Here is a 13269-nt window from a genome sequence, read left to right on the forward strand (position 1 = left end):
ACTAGAAGTCGCAGCTACACAGACGAAACCCACCTTCGTGGGTTCAAAAGCCTTGATTTTTCGTTAGTCCACGCAGGTGGACTTTGTTTGTGTAGTAGCGATTTCTAATCGCCGGAAACTTTTCAAACATCCTCTAAGTAATGGTGGGTTACACTGTTGTTAACCCACCCGACAATGAAAACCTATTTATTAGGTTGAGGAGTCATCCGTAAATAAGGTTTAATTTCTGCATAACCTTTAGGAAACTTGGCTTTGAGAACTTCAGGATCTTTCAAAGATGGGACAATCACCACATCTTGACCATCTTTCCAGTCTGCGGGGGTAGCAACACTGTAATTATCAGTTAATTGCAGAGAATCAATGACGCGCAAAATTTCATCAAAGTTGCGGCCAGTGCTAGGAGGATAGGTAAAAGAAAGACGGAGTTTTTTGTTGTTGTCAATGACAAACACAGAACGCACGGTGACAGTAGCCGCTGCGTTGGGGTGAATCATATCATAAAGTTCAGAAACTTGACGATCTGGATCTGCCAAAATAGGGTAATTGAGGGTGGTGTTTTGGGTTTCTTCAATATCCCCTACCCAACCTTTATGAGATTCTACATCATCAACGCTGAGAGCGATCGCTTTCACATTGCGTTTGTCAAATTCTGGTTTAAGTTTGGCAACAGTTCCGAGTTCGGTGGTGCAAACTGGTGTAAAGTCAGCAGGATGAGAAAATAGTACCACCCAGCTATCACCAGCCCAGGCGTAAAAGTCAATTTCCCCGTGAGTAGAGGATTGAGTAAAGTTAGGTACTGTATCACCAAGACGAAGAGTCATGTCAGATTCCCTGTATTTTAAGAAAACATCTATATTCTACTGTGACAGTATGACACAAAAGACCGATTATCCTATCGGGCTGTCGCGGTTTGCAACAAAATTTTAAGTTCAAGCTAGGTGTTGTTCAACTTTTGCCACTAATTGATTTGTCCAATGGTGGACAAGTTCAGCATTTGCGGCCTCTACCATGACTCTAATTACGGGTTCTGTTCCCGAAGCCCGAACTAGGATTCTACCATGATCACCCATTGCGACTTCAGCTTTAGCGATCGCTTGTTGGACAGGTTGACAACTTTCCCATCCTAACCGTCGCTCCCGATCTAATACTCGCACATTCCGTAAGATTTGCGGATAGGTTTGGAAACTTTGATCTACCATTTCTCCCAAAGAAAGATTAGCCTCTTTCACCACCGCTGCAATATGCAAGGCTGTTAATAAGCCATCTCCAGTCATGGCATAATGACTACACAGGATATGTCCTGACTGTTCTCCGCCCAACATTCCCCCAGTTTTTCGCATTTCCGCTTGCACATATTGATCACCGACAGCGGTGCGAATTAATTTACCACCTATTTGTTCCCAAGCCCGTTCAAAGCCTAAATTAGCCATCACAGTAGAAACTATCAGATTATCTGGGAGTTGTTGTTTTTGTTGTAAATGGCGACCCCAAAGGTAAAGAATATAATCACCATTAACGGATCTGCCCGTATTATCCACAGCTAAAACCCGATCTGCATCGCCATCAAAAGCAAAACCCATATCGGCTTGATGTTCTATGACTGAGGCTTGGAGAATATCTAAATGTGTAGAACCGCAATTGACATTAATGCGATCGCCATCTGCCTGATTATGTAAACAAATGACCTCCGCACCCATTTCTGTAAATACCGCAGGTGCTAAACCTACAGCCGCACCCCAAGCTAAATCTAAAACAATCTTCATGCCTTCGAGAGTCAGTCCAGATGCCAAAGGAGTTTGGATAGACTGGCTATATGTTTTGATTAACTCAGGGCGGGAATAATGTCTACCACAATGATTTATTCTCCCATCCGGGGATAATTGACCTCGTAATCCCGCCTCAATTTCGCTTTGTAGGGCTTTAGATAACTTACCACCCTGGGCATCAAAGATTTTAATTCCGTTGTCTTCTGGAGGATTGTGGCTGGCGGAAATCATGATTCCCCCAATGGCATCGGTGATGCTGGCCAGATAGGCTACACAAGGTGTAGGACATAATCCCAAATACCACACTTCCAAACCAGCCGCAGTTAAACCGGCGCTCAAAGCCATTGCTAACATATCACTGGAATTTCGGGAATCTTGTCCCAGAATAATTGGACCGGGAACAGTGGCATAATTACGGAGGACAACTCCCGCCCAAAAACCTACCTGTAAAGCCAAAGGCGCATTCAGTAAGTCTCCCACCTTGCCACGAATGCCATCCGTACCAAATAAAGCATTAGTTGGCAGTGGTATGGAATTAAACACCCCACTATTCTCAATTTCGGAAATACAGCCTTGATTTCGAGCCATTGATGAAACCATAAATTTAAAAACTCCACACAATCACACAGGAGAATAGCACTTTCTGCCATTATTCTTGACGCTAATAAAACGCCAAAGGAACTCATTGCTTAATTATTTTTAATATAAAGTTTCATCAAATAGTTTTAATCTTACGTTTTAATGGGGTTTTTTCACCATTACGAACAAAAAACTTCCACAGTTAATTTTTTTACAGTTGAGAATTTTAATAATATGAACAGCAATTTAGCAAGCAAATTACGTGTAGGTACAAAAAAAGCACACACAATGGCAGAAAACGTGGGTTTTGTCAAGTGTTTTTTAAAGGGAGTTGTGGAGAAAAACTCTTACCGCAAGTTGGTTGCTAACTTTTACTTCATTTACTCCGCTATGGAAGAGGAAATGGAAAAACACAAGCATCACCCAATTTTAAGCAAAATTTATTTTCCTGAACTGAACCGCAAATATACCTTAGAGCAAGACCTTGATTACTACTATGGTTACAATTGGCGAGAGCAAATCAAATTATCTGCTGCGGGTGCGGAGTATGTAAACCGGATTCGGGAAGTTTCGGCAACTGAACCAGAATTATTAATTGCTCATTCCTATACCCGTTATCTAGGTGATTTATCAGGGGGACAAATCCTCAAAGGTATTGCCCAAACCGCAATGAAGCTAGGTGAAGGTGAAGGAACTGCTTTTTATGAGTTTGCAGATATTACCGATGAGAAGGCATTTAAAGCTAAGTATCGAGCCAATTTAGATGCTATGCCTATTGATGATGCTACAGGCGATCGCATCACCGAAGAAGCAAATGCCGCTTTTGGTGTGAACATGAAAATGTTCCAAGAGTTGGAAGGTAATCTAATTAAAGCGATCGGCATCATGGTTTATAATGCCATGACCCGCAAACGGACAAAAGGTAGCACTGAATTGGTAACTGCGGAATAATACAGCAGGAGTCGGGCGTAAAACTAGCTTGGTGTCTGACCTTGAATCTATATTGAATACCTGATTAATCCGCAATTTGCCGTAAGTTGAGAAATATTAACTTTTCTCATAATATTTAGGGGTGATATCCTTGTGATTGTTTTTGTGTAGATGAAAGCAACCAGAAGGAAGTTGCCCCTAAATTTTAAGAAATCCTGACATTCCCAAAACCTATACCGTTACATTATACTATTTAGGCATTGCTGAATAAAGCTAAAACCGTTTATTAATAAGGATTTTACGGATTTTATCACAAAAAAATGCAAAGTTTTGGCTGATGGTGTCTCAAAATAGGTGCATTTTTCTTTGTCGGATTTGGAAAATTAAGGATATCCAGATAGCTGAAACTATTCCCTATTCCCTATTCCCTGTTCCCTGCTATAGAACAATTATGTTTTTATATTTATCTAAAATCATCCCCCTATTTTTTTACCCGTTAGGATTGGCAAGTGTAAGTTTAATAGCAGCTTTAATCACCTTACGAAAACATCCCCGCATTGCGACTGTCGCTATTTCCTTATCCTTAGCGTTGTTGGTAGTTTGTAGCAATACCTGGGTGGCCAAATCCTTAGTCCGCAGTTTAGAATGGCAAAACATCCCCACTGCACAAATCCCCAACGCCGAAGCCATTGTCGTCTTAGGAGGTGCAACTAGATCACCAACTTGGCCCAGGGTAATGGCAGATTTAAACGAAGCAGGCGATCGCGTAATTTATGCAGCCCAACTCTATTTTCAGAAAAAAGCCCCTATAATTATCCTCAGTGGCGGTCGCATTGATTGGCGCGGTAGTGGTTCTCCAGAATCAGCAGACATGGTAGCTATTCTCACATCTATTGGTGTTCCGGCTGAAGCAATTATTCAAGAACCCGATTCCCTCAATACCCATGAGAACGCTGTCAATGTTCAGAAAATCCTCGAAGCTCGTCAAATCAAAAAAGTATTATTAATCACTTCAGCCATACATACACCCCGATCCTTGAAAATTTTTCAACGTCAAGGTATTAATGTCATTCCCGCACCCACGGATTTTCTAGTTAGTCAAGGTGAACTTCAAGAACTTACCAACACTCCTAAAGCCGCAATTCTTAATTTATTACCTGATGCCGATAATTTAGATCAATTCACAAGTGCATTAAAAGAATATATTGGTACTTTTATTTATAGCCTGCGAGGTTGGCTATAGGAGTCAGGAGAAAGAAGAAAAAGGTATTTGCAAAGATGAATATCCCTGAATATTAACTCAAAAATCAGAATTAACATAGAATTTTCGGCGTTGGAGAATTGAGGTAAGAAAGTCAAAAATTCCATCTCTCAAACTCTTACTCTCTGCGCCTTTGCGTCTCTGCGTGAAAAAACATCCATCCTTTACACCCAGACCACCATGACACATGACCACCATGATCATCACAGTCACACCCCAGCAACATTTAGTCGGGCTTTTGCTATTGGGACAGCACTGAATATAGGATTTGTTATCGTTGAAGCTACTTACGGCTACCTAGCACATTCCCTGGCTTTGTTTGCTGATGCGGGTCATAACCTGAGTGATGTATTGGGACTTCTCCTGGCGTGGGGTGCAAGTTCCCTTGCTCGTCGTCCTCCCAGTCACCGCTATACCTATGGACTGCGTGCCTCCTCAATTCTAGCAGCTTTAGCCAATGCCGTAGTTTTACTTTTATCTATGGGGGCGATCGCTTGGGAAGCCATTCGTCGTTTTCATGATTCCGCACCAGTATCAGGAGGCACAATTATTGGTGTTGCCCTAGTTGGTATTATCATTAATACTGCTACTGCACTTATGTTTATGTCAGGAAGTAAAAGCGACCTAAACATTCGGGGCGCATTTTTACACATGGCTGCTGATGCCCTGGTATCCTTGGGAGTTGTGGTAGCCGGAATTGCGATTTTATTCACCCATTGGCTATGGCTTGACCCATTAATTAGCTTAGTGCTTGTGGGAGTCGTTGTGGTCGGCACCTGGCATTTACTCAGAGACTCTGTAAATTTAGCACTTGATGGCGTACCAGCAGGAATTGAACCCCGTGCCGTGAGAAATTACTTAATTGAATGTCCTGGAGTGGCGAAAATCCACGATCTTCATATCTGGGCTATGAGTACAACGGAAACCGCACTCACAGTTCATTTAGTCATGCCAGGAGGTTATCCTGGTGATGCTTTCTTATGGGAAGTTTCCCAGGAACTCGAACACCATTTCGGGATCAAACACTCTACTATTCAGATAGAAACAGGGGATTCAGCTTATCCCTGCGCCTTAGAACCAGATCACGTTGTGTGACCTGAGTTCGACATAAGATAATTTGTGGAAAACTGCCCCAAGTATGAGTCTCAAACCCTGATGATCTCCTTGAAAAAATCATAACTCCGTTCGCGTAGCGTCTCCGAAGGGGAAACTCCTAACACCGAACTCAGGTTGTGTGACATACTCCACACACTCCCTTATGCCTGGCGCGAACAAATGAGTGTGGGTTTCTCAGTGACTCCTCACAGTTTCAACTATCTGGATATCCTCAATTTTCTCAATCCAACCCAGGAAAATGCACCAATTTTGAGACTCCATTTGCCAAAATCTGGTACTTTCTTGTGATAAAAATCAGCGAAACCTTTATTAATAAACGGTTTTAGCTTTATATGGCTAACGCCACGCTACGCTATCAGCAAACCCTAAATAAATATTGTTTTTTTTGCAAAAAAATGTTATATTTATTTACATAAGATAACAAAGCTTAGTAAATCCTAATGGGGGTGCTAAACATGACTAATGCAACAAAAACATCTACTGCACCTGTAGCAGTTGATCGTAACGGCTGGCGCTGGGGTTTCACACCCGAAGCAGAAATCTGGAATGGCCGTTTAGCAATGATCGGTTTTTTAGCGGCAGCTTTGATTGAACTATTTTCCGGTCAAGGTTTTCTCCACTTCTGGGGAATTCTGTAATTTTTCCATAACATAATTTTTGATTAATCAAAAGCCTGGTAGTTGATAATAACTGCCAGGTTATTTACTTGAAAATATACAGCATAGTCCCCTCCTCGCTTGTGAAGAGGGAGTTGGTTGTGGGGTTCTTCTAACTATTATCAAAAAAATTAATCTGATGAATAATCAAATTTTGAAAGAGAAATTACAAGCAACAATCAAGAGAAATCAAGCTAGAAGTGATGGTTCTCCCATTACTAATTTAAAGCTTGATCAAACTTTAGTCGCAGAAATTGAACAATTAACAGCCGAATTAGAAAGTCTCAATCCTCACCCGCAACCTCTCATTTATGCTATAGCTTTATTAGAAGGTGCTTGGCAATTACAATACTCTACAGCCAGAGAAATCCGTTCTTTAGATTCTCTACCATTGGGATTACAAATAGGTAAAGTTTATCAAGTAATTAATATTGCTGATAAACTATTTTTTAATATAGCGCAAGTGCAACATCCGCTGAAAATTATATCAGGATATGTGAAAGTAACAGCTAGTTTTCAACCTGCTTTAGATCCATCAGGGTTAGCAGATAAACGTATCAATGTTGATTTTGATAAACGTTACTTAGCCATTGAAAAAATTTTGGGTATTCACACCCCTAAATTAAATCCATTTAAAGTTGTAGCAGCTAATAATCCTCAAGGGAGAATTGCGACTCTTGATATTACCTACTTAGATGAAACTTTAAGAATTGGTCGTGGAGGAGATGAAAGTTTATTCATTCTCCATAAAGTTAATGATTTAGCTAACTTGGATTTCACAAGGATATAGCTGCGGTTTTTCCCTTACGGGGTATTTCTACCCCATTTAGGTAGGTTTTTTGGGAATTACTTATGGTATTAATTTTCTGATTACTGCGTTGATTATCTACACCTTCAACTTGTTTTTTAGCATTATTGATAATCTCAGCAATATCATTCATGTACGCATCTTGATCACCCGTTGATGATTGACAATAACCACCACATAAAGTTTCTGCTTGTTCGGGATTTATCTCTTCCAGAAGCAACCTGATATCAATCTGATTAATATCGGTATTGATGATCTTATTCATGGTTTTAATGAATTATAAGTACAACTAAACCCCATGCTGACAAAAATCCTCCTAATTCTCATCTACCTATTGGCTAACTTTTTATATACGAATAGACACACTACTGGATGACTCCGTCCGCATTTTTCTAGTTTCTTCCAATATCTTATCTATATCTTCTTGAGATAGACGTTGAATATAGTTAATTTTAACCTCTTCTAAAAAGTCATTTAGTAAACTTTGAATTTCTACTAAAACTTGTTTTTGCTGGATTTCTGAACTAAATGAAGCTGTGAATTTTTCTATTAGCTGAGTAGAAAGTTTTGCCGCGACAGGATCTTTGATAGTGCTGGATAAAGCAGCATAGATATTATTCGTGATTTGCGTGGCTAGTTGTTCACTAATTTGTGTTTGAGCTTTACCTAATCCTGGTAACAGGAGGATGTTACTATATCCTGGTAATTGTTGACAAGCGATCGCTATGCTGTGGCATAAAATTGCATTTACTTCTGGTTGAATTTTTGGTAATACCTGATTAACCAGAGTTTTAATTAACAATCCAGAAATTGCTTCCACTTCATTGATATTATTAATATCTATATAAGAACGCAGATGATCTGATTCTAATAGCCAACGGGTAATTTCACCTCGTCTAATTGAACCTTGAACCTGGTTAATTACTTGGACTACGACAATTTCTGTAATTTCTTCTGCAAAATTAGCAAGAATACCTTGATGAATTTGCCGTCTAACTACATAAAAATCAATTAACTTTGCTTGATCAAGTCTGATGGTAACTGGGATGATTCGTAAATATCGCCAAATTGGTATTAGTAATAATATATCATACCAACGCCAAAGAATTGCTTCTAACCAACTTAAATGGCTATATCTACGTTTTATTAAGAAAGTACGCCCTAGTAATTCTATGGCAAATAGAACTATAAATGGTAAATCAATTATCCAAAATTTATCTAAAAATTCCCCATTTTCATCAATTTTTCGATAATAGTTTTTGGCAATCCCAGGGCGAATTTTTTGGTTAAAAAAAGCTATTTCCTGATTCCAACCATTTTTAGATAAATATTCCTGACTCCAAAAGGTGTTAAATGCAGATTTAGCAGATTCTTGTCCGATATGTTCTCGCATCCGGGTTTTAATTTTTTCCAGAGTTCCACTTTTTCCTGCACCTGCAAATGGATTCGTTTCAATCATTTCTTTGCTGAGAAGACGAATAGTTTCTAACTTAGCTTTGACTTGCGAGGAAATTAAGCCTGTTTGAGTTACCTGTTCTTCTAATTCAGCTACTATTTCTAGGTATTTTTTCGTATCACGATGGGGTTCAATACCTTTAATAGGATCGTATAGTTGAGTTAGTCCATTAACTTGACGGAAGTAAAAATCCCGCCATGGTACATAACTTAAATCAAAGAAAACCAATACCAAATTAACAGTGGCTGTAATTGCCATTACTCTTTCAAACCATAGGTTTTTATGTTGGGAAATTTTTAATTTACTCATGATTTATAGTTATAGTAAGTAAATTGGGGGTTTACGAAATACAGTAGCATCAGCTTGAAAACCAGTGTCATGAATGTTATAGCAGAAATCAGGAGTCAGAAGTTAGTAGGACTTACGCACAAGTCACGGAATAATGAACCACGAAGGAACGAAGAGAACGAAGAAAAGAGGGTTTGAAAGATATTTTGCGTAAGTCCTGGTTAGGAGTCTTCTACTATTAGGCCTTGGTGAACTGGGGTATGAAAGTCGAAAATTCCATTTCTCAAACTCTTACTCTCTGCGCCTGGAGCGCCTCTGCGTGTTCGCGCAGCGTGCCGTAGGCATAATAAAATCATACTTTTACTCAGCAACACCTGAAATTATTACCCTTCAGTGCATACTTATTTAGTGATGCAATTAATATCGTTGAAACTATAGTACATCTATATAGATCGGAAATGGTACATATTTTTATCAGTGCGGAGATATTAGGCAGATGGCGAAAACTAATTTTTGTTATATTTAGGGCTTACGCATTGACAAAGTTTTCTAAATATGTAATGTGGATTTTATCTCCTGTAGGGTGCGTCGACCCAATAATTTGGTATATCTGACGCACCCTACTCAATAAGTTATTCCCAAAGCCGAAAACGACGCAATTTCCTTTATTTATATGATGGTTGCGTAAGTCCTAATATTCATTAATAATCAATTAGAGTCGAATTAATCAGAATTAATAACTAATTGTTAAGCCATAGGTTAAAAAACTTCAGAATTACCTGCTAGTGTCTTAGTATCAAGGATTTAATCCCAAGGAGTTTTTATGATGTGGTGTAGTTTAAACAAGTCTAGAGTAACTATAGCTTTAACCTGTATAGTAGCAGCAAGTGTTGTATCCTCAGATATGACTTTTGCCGCTCGTCAGCGCAACTATAGGCCCGATGAATTCCGATCCGTATTACGTGGATTGGGTTATAACGTTAAGGTTACAAAAGATCCTCTGACTGATGAGGAAACTAAAAAGGCTATCACTCAATTTCAAACAGGCTACAAATTAAAGGTGGATGGGAAAGCAGGTCCCCAAACCCAAGATCAAGCTGCTATGATTGTGCAAATTTTGCAAGCTAATTTGAATACCGTACTTAAACCAAAAACTCTACTCCCTCGTGATCAATTCTACAGTCCCCAGTTAGAAGAGTTGGTAAAGGAATACCAGAAAAAACATCAACTCTCAGAAACTGGGATTGCTGATTTACAACTTCGCCAAAAAATAAATGAAGAAGTTAAAACTATCATTACCAAACCAGTAACTAAACCCGAACCAACAGCTAAACCAACAGTTACACCAACAGCTAAACCAACAATTACACCAACAGTTAAACCAACAATTACACCAACAGCTAAACCAACAGTTAAACCAACGGCTAAACCAACAGTTAAACCAACGGCTACACCTACACCTACACCGTAAATGTAAAGTCAAGAATTAGAAATCGGTAGAAAATGACAGGCACAATAGCCTGTCAGATATTTACTCAAAATCAAATAAAACTCACCTTTTCAGCTTTAAAGCTTCCGCTGCTGATATTCCCTCACCTTGAGTACCGAAATACCATAAAGCTGAACTAGCTTCAGCACGAGTTACAGGTTTTTTGGGTTGAAATAAGGTTGTATAGCCAAAAACTCGGCGAATATTTGATTGTTCAGCGTTCTGGAAATCAGCCAAAACTGCTTTTAATGCTTTCGGTTCAATGTTACCCGCATCTTGAAACCCCCAAGTTTGTTTCACGGCTTCTAAATTGGCAGCGGGTAAGGCTTGGCGAGTATCTAAAGGAACTTTCCAGAGGATTAATTGTTCTCGTGTCAAGGGTGCGTCAGGACGAAATAAAACCGCTGTGGCATCTCCAGATAAAGCACTGGGAATTAACCCAGCTTCGGCTAATCCTTGAATGACGGGGAAATCGGGATCTTTGGTTAAGATATCCCTAAAAGCTGGTTGAGTGCTGGAGGATGCTAACCGAATTTGTTTAGCGGGATTGTTAGCATACATGGCATTATTAGCTGCAACTAGCCAGCGAGCATATTCTCGACGGGTAATAATTTTATCAGGGAGAAATTCGTTGGTTTTCGGTTCAATGGATAAAATACCTAATTTAGCTAAGTCTTGAGTATGAGACAGCGAAGCGCTGCTGCCAGCAGTTCGCCATTCTGGAGGTGCTTTTTGAATATCAGTAAATTCCTGGGTTGTTAAGGTTTCCGGTTGGGTGGTTGGCTGTAGGGTTGGCTGGGTGACTACGTTAGTATTATCAGTTTTAGGTAATACTGGACCGATAAATTCTGGATGATCTGAAGGGGTAACTGGGTTAGTAGACGTAATTTGAGATGAATATTCAATTAATAATTTAGTGGCTGTTTGCGGTTGATTGGGTTCAGCTTTGGTGACGGTTTGTGGTTTAATTGTCACATTGATAAGTAAATCATTGCGTTTGGCGGAAAAAGTCCCATCTACATCATCTTGAGGCTGTTGGACAATTTGCCAGTTTTTAGCCTGAAATTGCTGGCGGTAAAAGCTGGTGATTATATTACTAGGATCTGCACTTTGCCAACGAATTGATATTTTATTTTCCGAATTAGCTGGTGTAACTTCCTCTAGTTTGGCGTTGGGGTAAATGGGAATATCTGCGGGAAAATCAGCCGGTAATTTAATTGTTGATGTGTTGGGGTTTGGTGTTGTTTGCTGACTCTGAGGTTTGCCAAGGGGAACAGGATTATTTTGCAACTGAGGGTCAGCCGCTAATGATTGTTCCAGGTTTTTGGCAGATGGACTGTTGGTACAGGCTGTTAAGGATAGTAAAAAGCACAAACTCAGGAATACAGCAGGGTAGTTACGGGAAAACACAAAGAAATCACAAATTGATTTTCACCTTCTACATTAGCATTTTTGGGGGTGGGTAGTCAGCCAGGGAACAAAAACCCCACCTCCAACCCCCTCCCCGCAAGCGATGAGGGGGCTAAAATGTACCTTATATGATTGGAAATCGCTGTAAAGTCGGTTTTAACCTGTTTTTGGTTTATTTTTTCTCTCACTGGCAGAAGGGATGGGTTTTTAGCCTAAACCTTTACACATCTATGTGTTTCATATATCCTTGGAAAGTCTAGAATCTGATATTGATGAAAACACCCAAAATCTATCGAATATAGAAGCTAAAAAACGCCGTGATGAAATTCATAATCATACCGTTGAGTTAATTCCTGGAGAAATAGCTTTATCTCAAGTCAACGGATTAAGATTCTCCAGCTAATCTGAGGACATCATTAATAATATTATCTGTCAACCACATTCCTTGTTGACGTAGCATTGTAATAACAGAAGCAACAGAGGACAAATAACCAAGTTTTTTCGCTTTTACTAAAACCCCAAGTGTTCCCGTATATTTTAATTTATATATATTAGCCATTCGTCTAGCTAATTGGTCATCAAAAATCAATAAACTGCCAGGATTTTCCAATCCTAAAGCTAAAACTTCCGCTTCTCCTTGTCCTAAATCTATCACAGCAGGAATTAAGCTAATTGATTTTACTGGAGTAATAGAAATCCATTCAATAGCATTAATATCTGGTACATTAATCCCTTGATTTTTCCCAACTGCTAGTTCTTGTATTACCGCAGGAGGAGTGAAAATTTCACTATACAAGTTTTGCAGTAATTCTAAACAGCCAACTTGATGCAGATACAATAGAGGAGAAGTATTAACAACAACTGGAGAATTAGGCATTGTTAACATCTTGTTCTAACTGTTCAGAAGTTAAAGAAAAAGATGAAACTTGATAACGTCCCAAAGCCATTAAAAATTCTACCCGTGACATTCCTGCTAATTGTGCTGCTCTTCCTGATGACAGTTTACCAAGTTCAAACAGTTTGACTGCTGCTAAAATTGATATTTCCCTAGATAAAGTTTCTGGGGTTTCTTTGAGACTAATTAAAATTTCTTCAGGTATTTCTAAGGATATACTACTCATAGTGTTATAATTGGTGAATAGGTTTCAGGTTAGCTCTGTAAGATATAGTTCCCCACCTCGTGCTTTAATTGAAGTTATGAGAGTAGATAAGTTATTTTGATCGTATTCTGTGTATTCACCATTTTGAAGTTGTTGAATACCTGCGGCTATATCCTGTTTTAAGGATTCAATATTTTGTGTTTTCTGGTGTTCAGTTAGAGGATGTTTGAAAAGTTTTGAGGAGTCAAAATTTATGCCAATCGCCTGAGCATGATACGGATCATAGCTAGATAGATAAAAGTCTCAGAGGTTTCAGGTAATAACTCGTAGTCTCTGACTAACCGACGACAACCCATCAGCCAGCCAAAAGTACGTTCCACAACCCATCGCTTTTTGAGGACCACAAAACT

At 39.3% G+C, this 13269-nt stretch carries 15 protein-coding genes; 7 read left to right on the top strand and 8 right to left on the bottom strand.

What is annotated here, in order from left to right; all coding sequences use genetic code 11:
• Positions 1-182: 182 nt before the first annotated feature.
• Positions 183-821: a peroxiredoxin gene (locus tag PN471_RS07060; RefSeq protein WP_271776233.1), complete on the bottom strand. Its 639-nt coding sequence runs from the start codon at positions 819-821 to the stop codon at positions 183-185.
• Positions 822-929: 108 nt separating this feature from the next.
• A complete protein-coding gene (gene glmM, locus PN471_RS07065) occupies positions 930-2366 on the bottom strand; it encodes a phosphoglucosamine mutase (RefSeq protein WP_271776234.1) in 1437 nt (478 codons plus the stop codon).
• A gap of 213 nt (positions 2367-2579) precedes the next feature.
• On the opposite strand from glmM, the gene PN471_RS07070 reads away from it, so the two are divergent.
• The 5 genes from PN471_RS07070 (at position 2580) to PN471_RS07090 (ending at position 7098) form a co-directional block, all read left to right on the top strand.
• Positions 2580-3296, top strand: a complete 717-nt coding sequence (locus tag PN471_RS07070) for a biliverdin-producing heme oxygenase (RefSeq protein WP_271776235.1) — start codon at positions 2580-2582, stop codon at positions 3294-3296.
• A gap of 430 nt (positions 3297-3726) precedes the next feature.
• Positions 3727-4518 (top strand): YdcF family protein, encoded by a 792-nt coding sequence (locus PN471_RS07075; protein WP_271776236.1) that lies wholly within the window; start codon positions 3727-3729, stop codon positions 4516-4518.
• 198 nt (positions 4519-4716) lie between these two features.
• Positions 4717-5631, top strand: coding sequence for a cation diffusion facilitator family transporter (locus tag PN471_RS07080; RefSeq protein ID WP_271776237.1), 915 nt, complete (start codon positions 4717-4719; stop codon positions 5629-5631).
• Between the two features lie 476 nt (positions 5632-6107).
• Entirely contained in the window at positions 6108-6290 is a 183-nt protein-coding gene (locus PN471_RS07085; RefSeq protein WP_193895883.1) for a chlorophyll a/b-binding protein, read from the top strand.
• Positions 6291-6447: 157 nt separating this feature from the next.
• Positions 6448-7098: a PAP/fibrillin family protein gene (locus tag PN471_RS07090; RefSeq protein WP_271776238.1), complete on the top strand. Its 651-nt coding sequence runs from the start codon at positions 6448-6450 to the stop codon at positions 7096-7098.
• Here the strand turns inward: PN471_RS07090 and PN471_RS07095 are convergent.
• Positions 7085-7381 (bottom strand): hypothetical protein, encoded by a 297-nt coding sequence (locus tag PN471_RS07095; protein ID WP_271776239.1) that lies wholly within the window; start codon positions 7379-7381, stop codon positions 7085-7087. The two genes, PN471_RS07090 and PN471_RS07095, sit on opposite strands and share 14 nt — an antisense overlap.
• Positions 7382-7462: 81 nt before the next feature.
• Positions 7463-8881, bottom strand: coding sequence for a hypothetical protein (locus PN471_RS07100; protein ID WP_271776240.1), 1419 nt, complete (start codon positions 8879-8881; stop codon positions 7463-7465).
• An 805-nt stretch (positions 8882-9686) separates the two neighbouring features.
• Between PN471_RS07100 and PN471_RS07105 the strand changes: the two genes are divergently transcribed.
• Entirely contained in the window at positions 9687-10331 is a 645-nt protein-coding gene (locus tag PN471_RS07105; RefSeq protein WP_271776245.1) for a peptidoglycan-binding protein, read from the top strand.
• An 81-nt stretch (positions 10332-10412) separates the two neighbouring features.
• Here PN471_RS07105 and PN471_RS07110 read toward each other — a convergent pair whose 3' ends face one another.
• Positions 10413-11759, bottom strand: a complete 1347-nt coding sequence (locus PN471_RS07110; protein ID WP_271776241.1) for an S-layer homology domain-containing protein — start codon at positions 11757-11759, stop codon at positions 10413-10415.
• A gap of 232 nt (positions 11760-11991) precedes the next feature.
• Between PN471_RS07110 and PN471_RS07115 the strand changes: the two genes are divergently transcribed.
• Complete coding sequence (locus PN471_RS07115; protein WP_271776242.1) at positions 11992-12162, top strand: addiction module protein; 171 nt, start codon at positions 11992-11994, stop codon at positions 12160-12162.
• Here the strand turns inward: PN471_RS07115 and PN471_RS07120 are convergent.
• The 3 genes from PN471_RS07120 to PN471_RS07130 all read right to left on the bottom strand — a co-directional run.
• Positions 12145-12636, bottom strand: a complete 492-nt coding sequence (locus tag PN471_RS07120) for a DUF3368 domain-containing protein (protein ID WP_271776243.1) — start codon at positions 12634-12636, stop codon at positions 12145-12147. The two genes, PN471_RS07115 and PN471_RS07120, sit on opposite strands and share 18 nt — an antisense overlap.
• On the bottom strand, positions 12629-12880 hold the full coding sequence (locus tag PN471_RS07125; RefSeq protein WP_271776244.1) for a UPF0175 family protein: 252 nt from the start codon (positions 12878-12880) through the stop codon (positions 12629-12631). Before PN471_RS07125 ends, PN471_RS07120 begins: the two co-directional genes overlap by 8 nt.
• A 230-nt stretch (positions 12881-13110) precedes the next feature.
• The coding region (locus tag PN471_RS07130; RefSeq protein ID WP_271776246.1) for a transposase at positions 13111-13269 on the bottom strand (159 nt) is incomplete at its 5' end.

Origin of the sequence: Aphanizomenon sp. CS-733/32 (genome assembly GCF_028330045.1) — a bacterium.
GTDB classification, from domain to species: Bacteria; Cyanobacteriota; Cyanobacteriia; order Cyanobacteriales; family Nostocaceae; genus Dolichospermum; species Dolichospermum gracile.

What these genes read in the sequence shown, in the direction of transcription:
- PN471_RS07060 (WP_271776233.1), bottom strand. Translation starts at nt 821, where the DNA reads ATGACTCTTCGTCTTGGTGATACAGTACCTAACTTTACTCAATCCTCT.
- glmM (WP_271776234.1), bottom strand. Translation starts at nt 2,366, where the DNA reads ATGGTTTCATCAATGGCTCGAAATCAAGGCTGTATTTCCGAAATTGAG.
- PN471_RS07070 (WP_271776235.1), top strand. Translation starts at nt 2,580, where the DNA reads ATGAACAGCAATTTAGCAAGCAAATTACGTGTAGGTACAAAAAAAGCA.
- PN471_RS07075 (WP_271776236.1), top strand. Translation starts at nt 3,727, where the DNA reads ATGTTTTTATATTTATCTAAAATCATCCCCCTATTTTTTTACCCGTTA.
- PN471_RS07080 (WP_271776237.1), top strand. Translation starts at nt 4,717, where the DNA reads ATGACACATGACCACCATGATCATCACAGTCACACCCCAGCAACATTT.
- PN471_RS07085 (WP_193895883.1), top strand. Translation starts at nt 6,108, where the DNA reads ATGACTAATGCAACAAAAACATCTACTGCACCTGTAGCAGTTGATCGT.
- PN471_RS07090 (WP_271776238.1), top strand. Translation starts at nt 6,448, where the DNA reads ATGAATAATCAAATTTTGAAAGAGAAATTACAAGCAACAATCAAGAGA.
- PN471_RS07095 (WP_271776239.1), bottom strand. Translation starts at nt 7,381, where the DNA reads ATGAATAAGATCATCAATACCGATATTAATCAGATTGATATCAGGTTG.
- PN471_RS07100 (WP_271776240.1), bottom strand. Translation starts at nt 8,881, where the DNA reads ATGAGTAAATTAAAAATTTCCCAACATAAAAACCTATGGTTTGAAAGA.
- PN471_RS07105 (WP_271776245.1), top strand. Translation starts at nt 9,687, where the DNA reads ATGTGGTGTAGTTTAAACAAGTCTAGAGTAACTATAGCTTTAACCTGT.
- PN471_RS07120 (WP_271776243.1), bottom strand. Translation starts at nt 12,636, where the DNA reads ATGCCTAATTCTCCAGTTGTTGTTAATACTTCTCCTCTATTGTATCTG.
- PN471_RS07125 (WP_271776244.1), bottom strand. Translation starts at nt 12,880, where the DNA reads ATGAGTAGTATATCCTTAGAAATACCTGAAGAAATTTTAATTAGTCTC.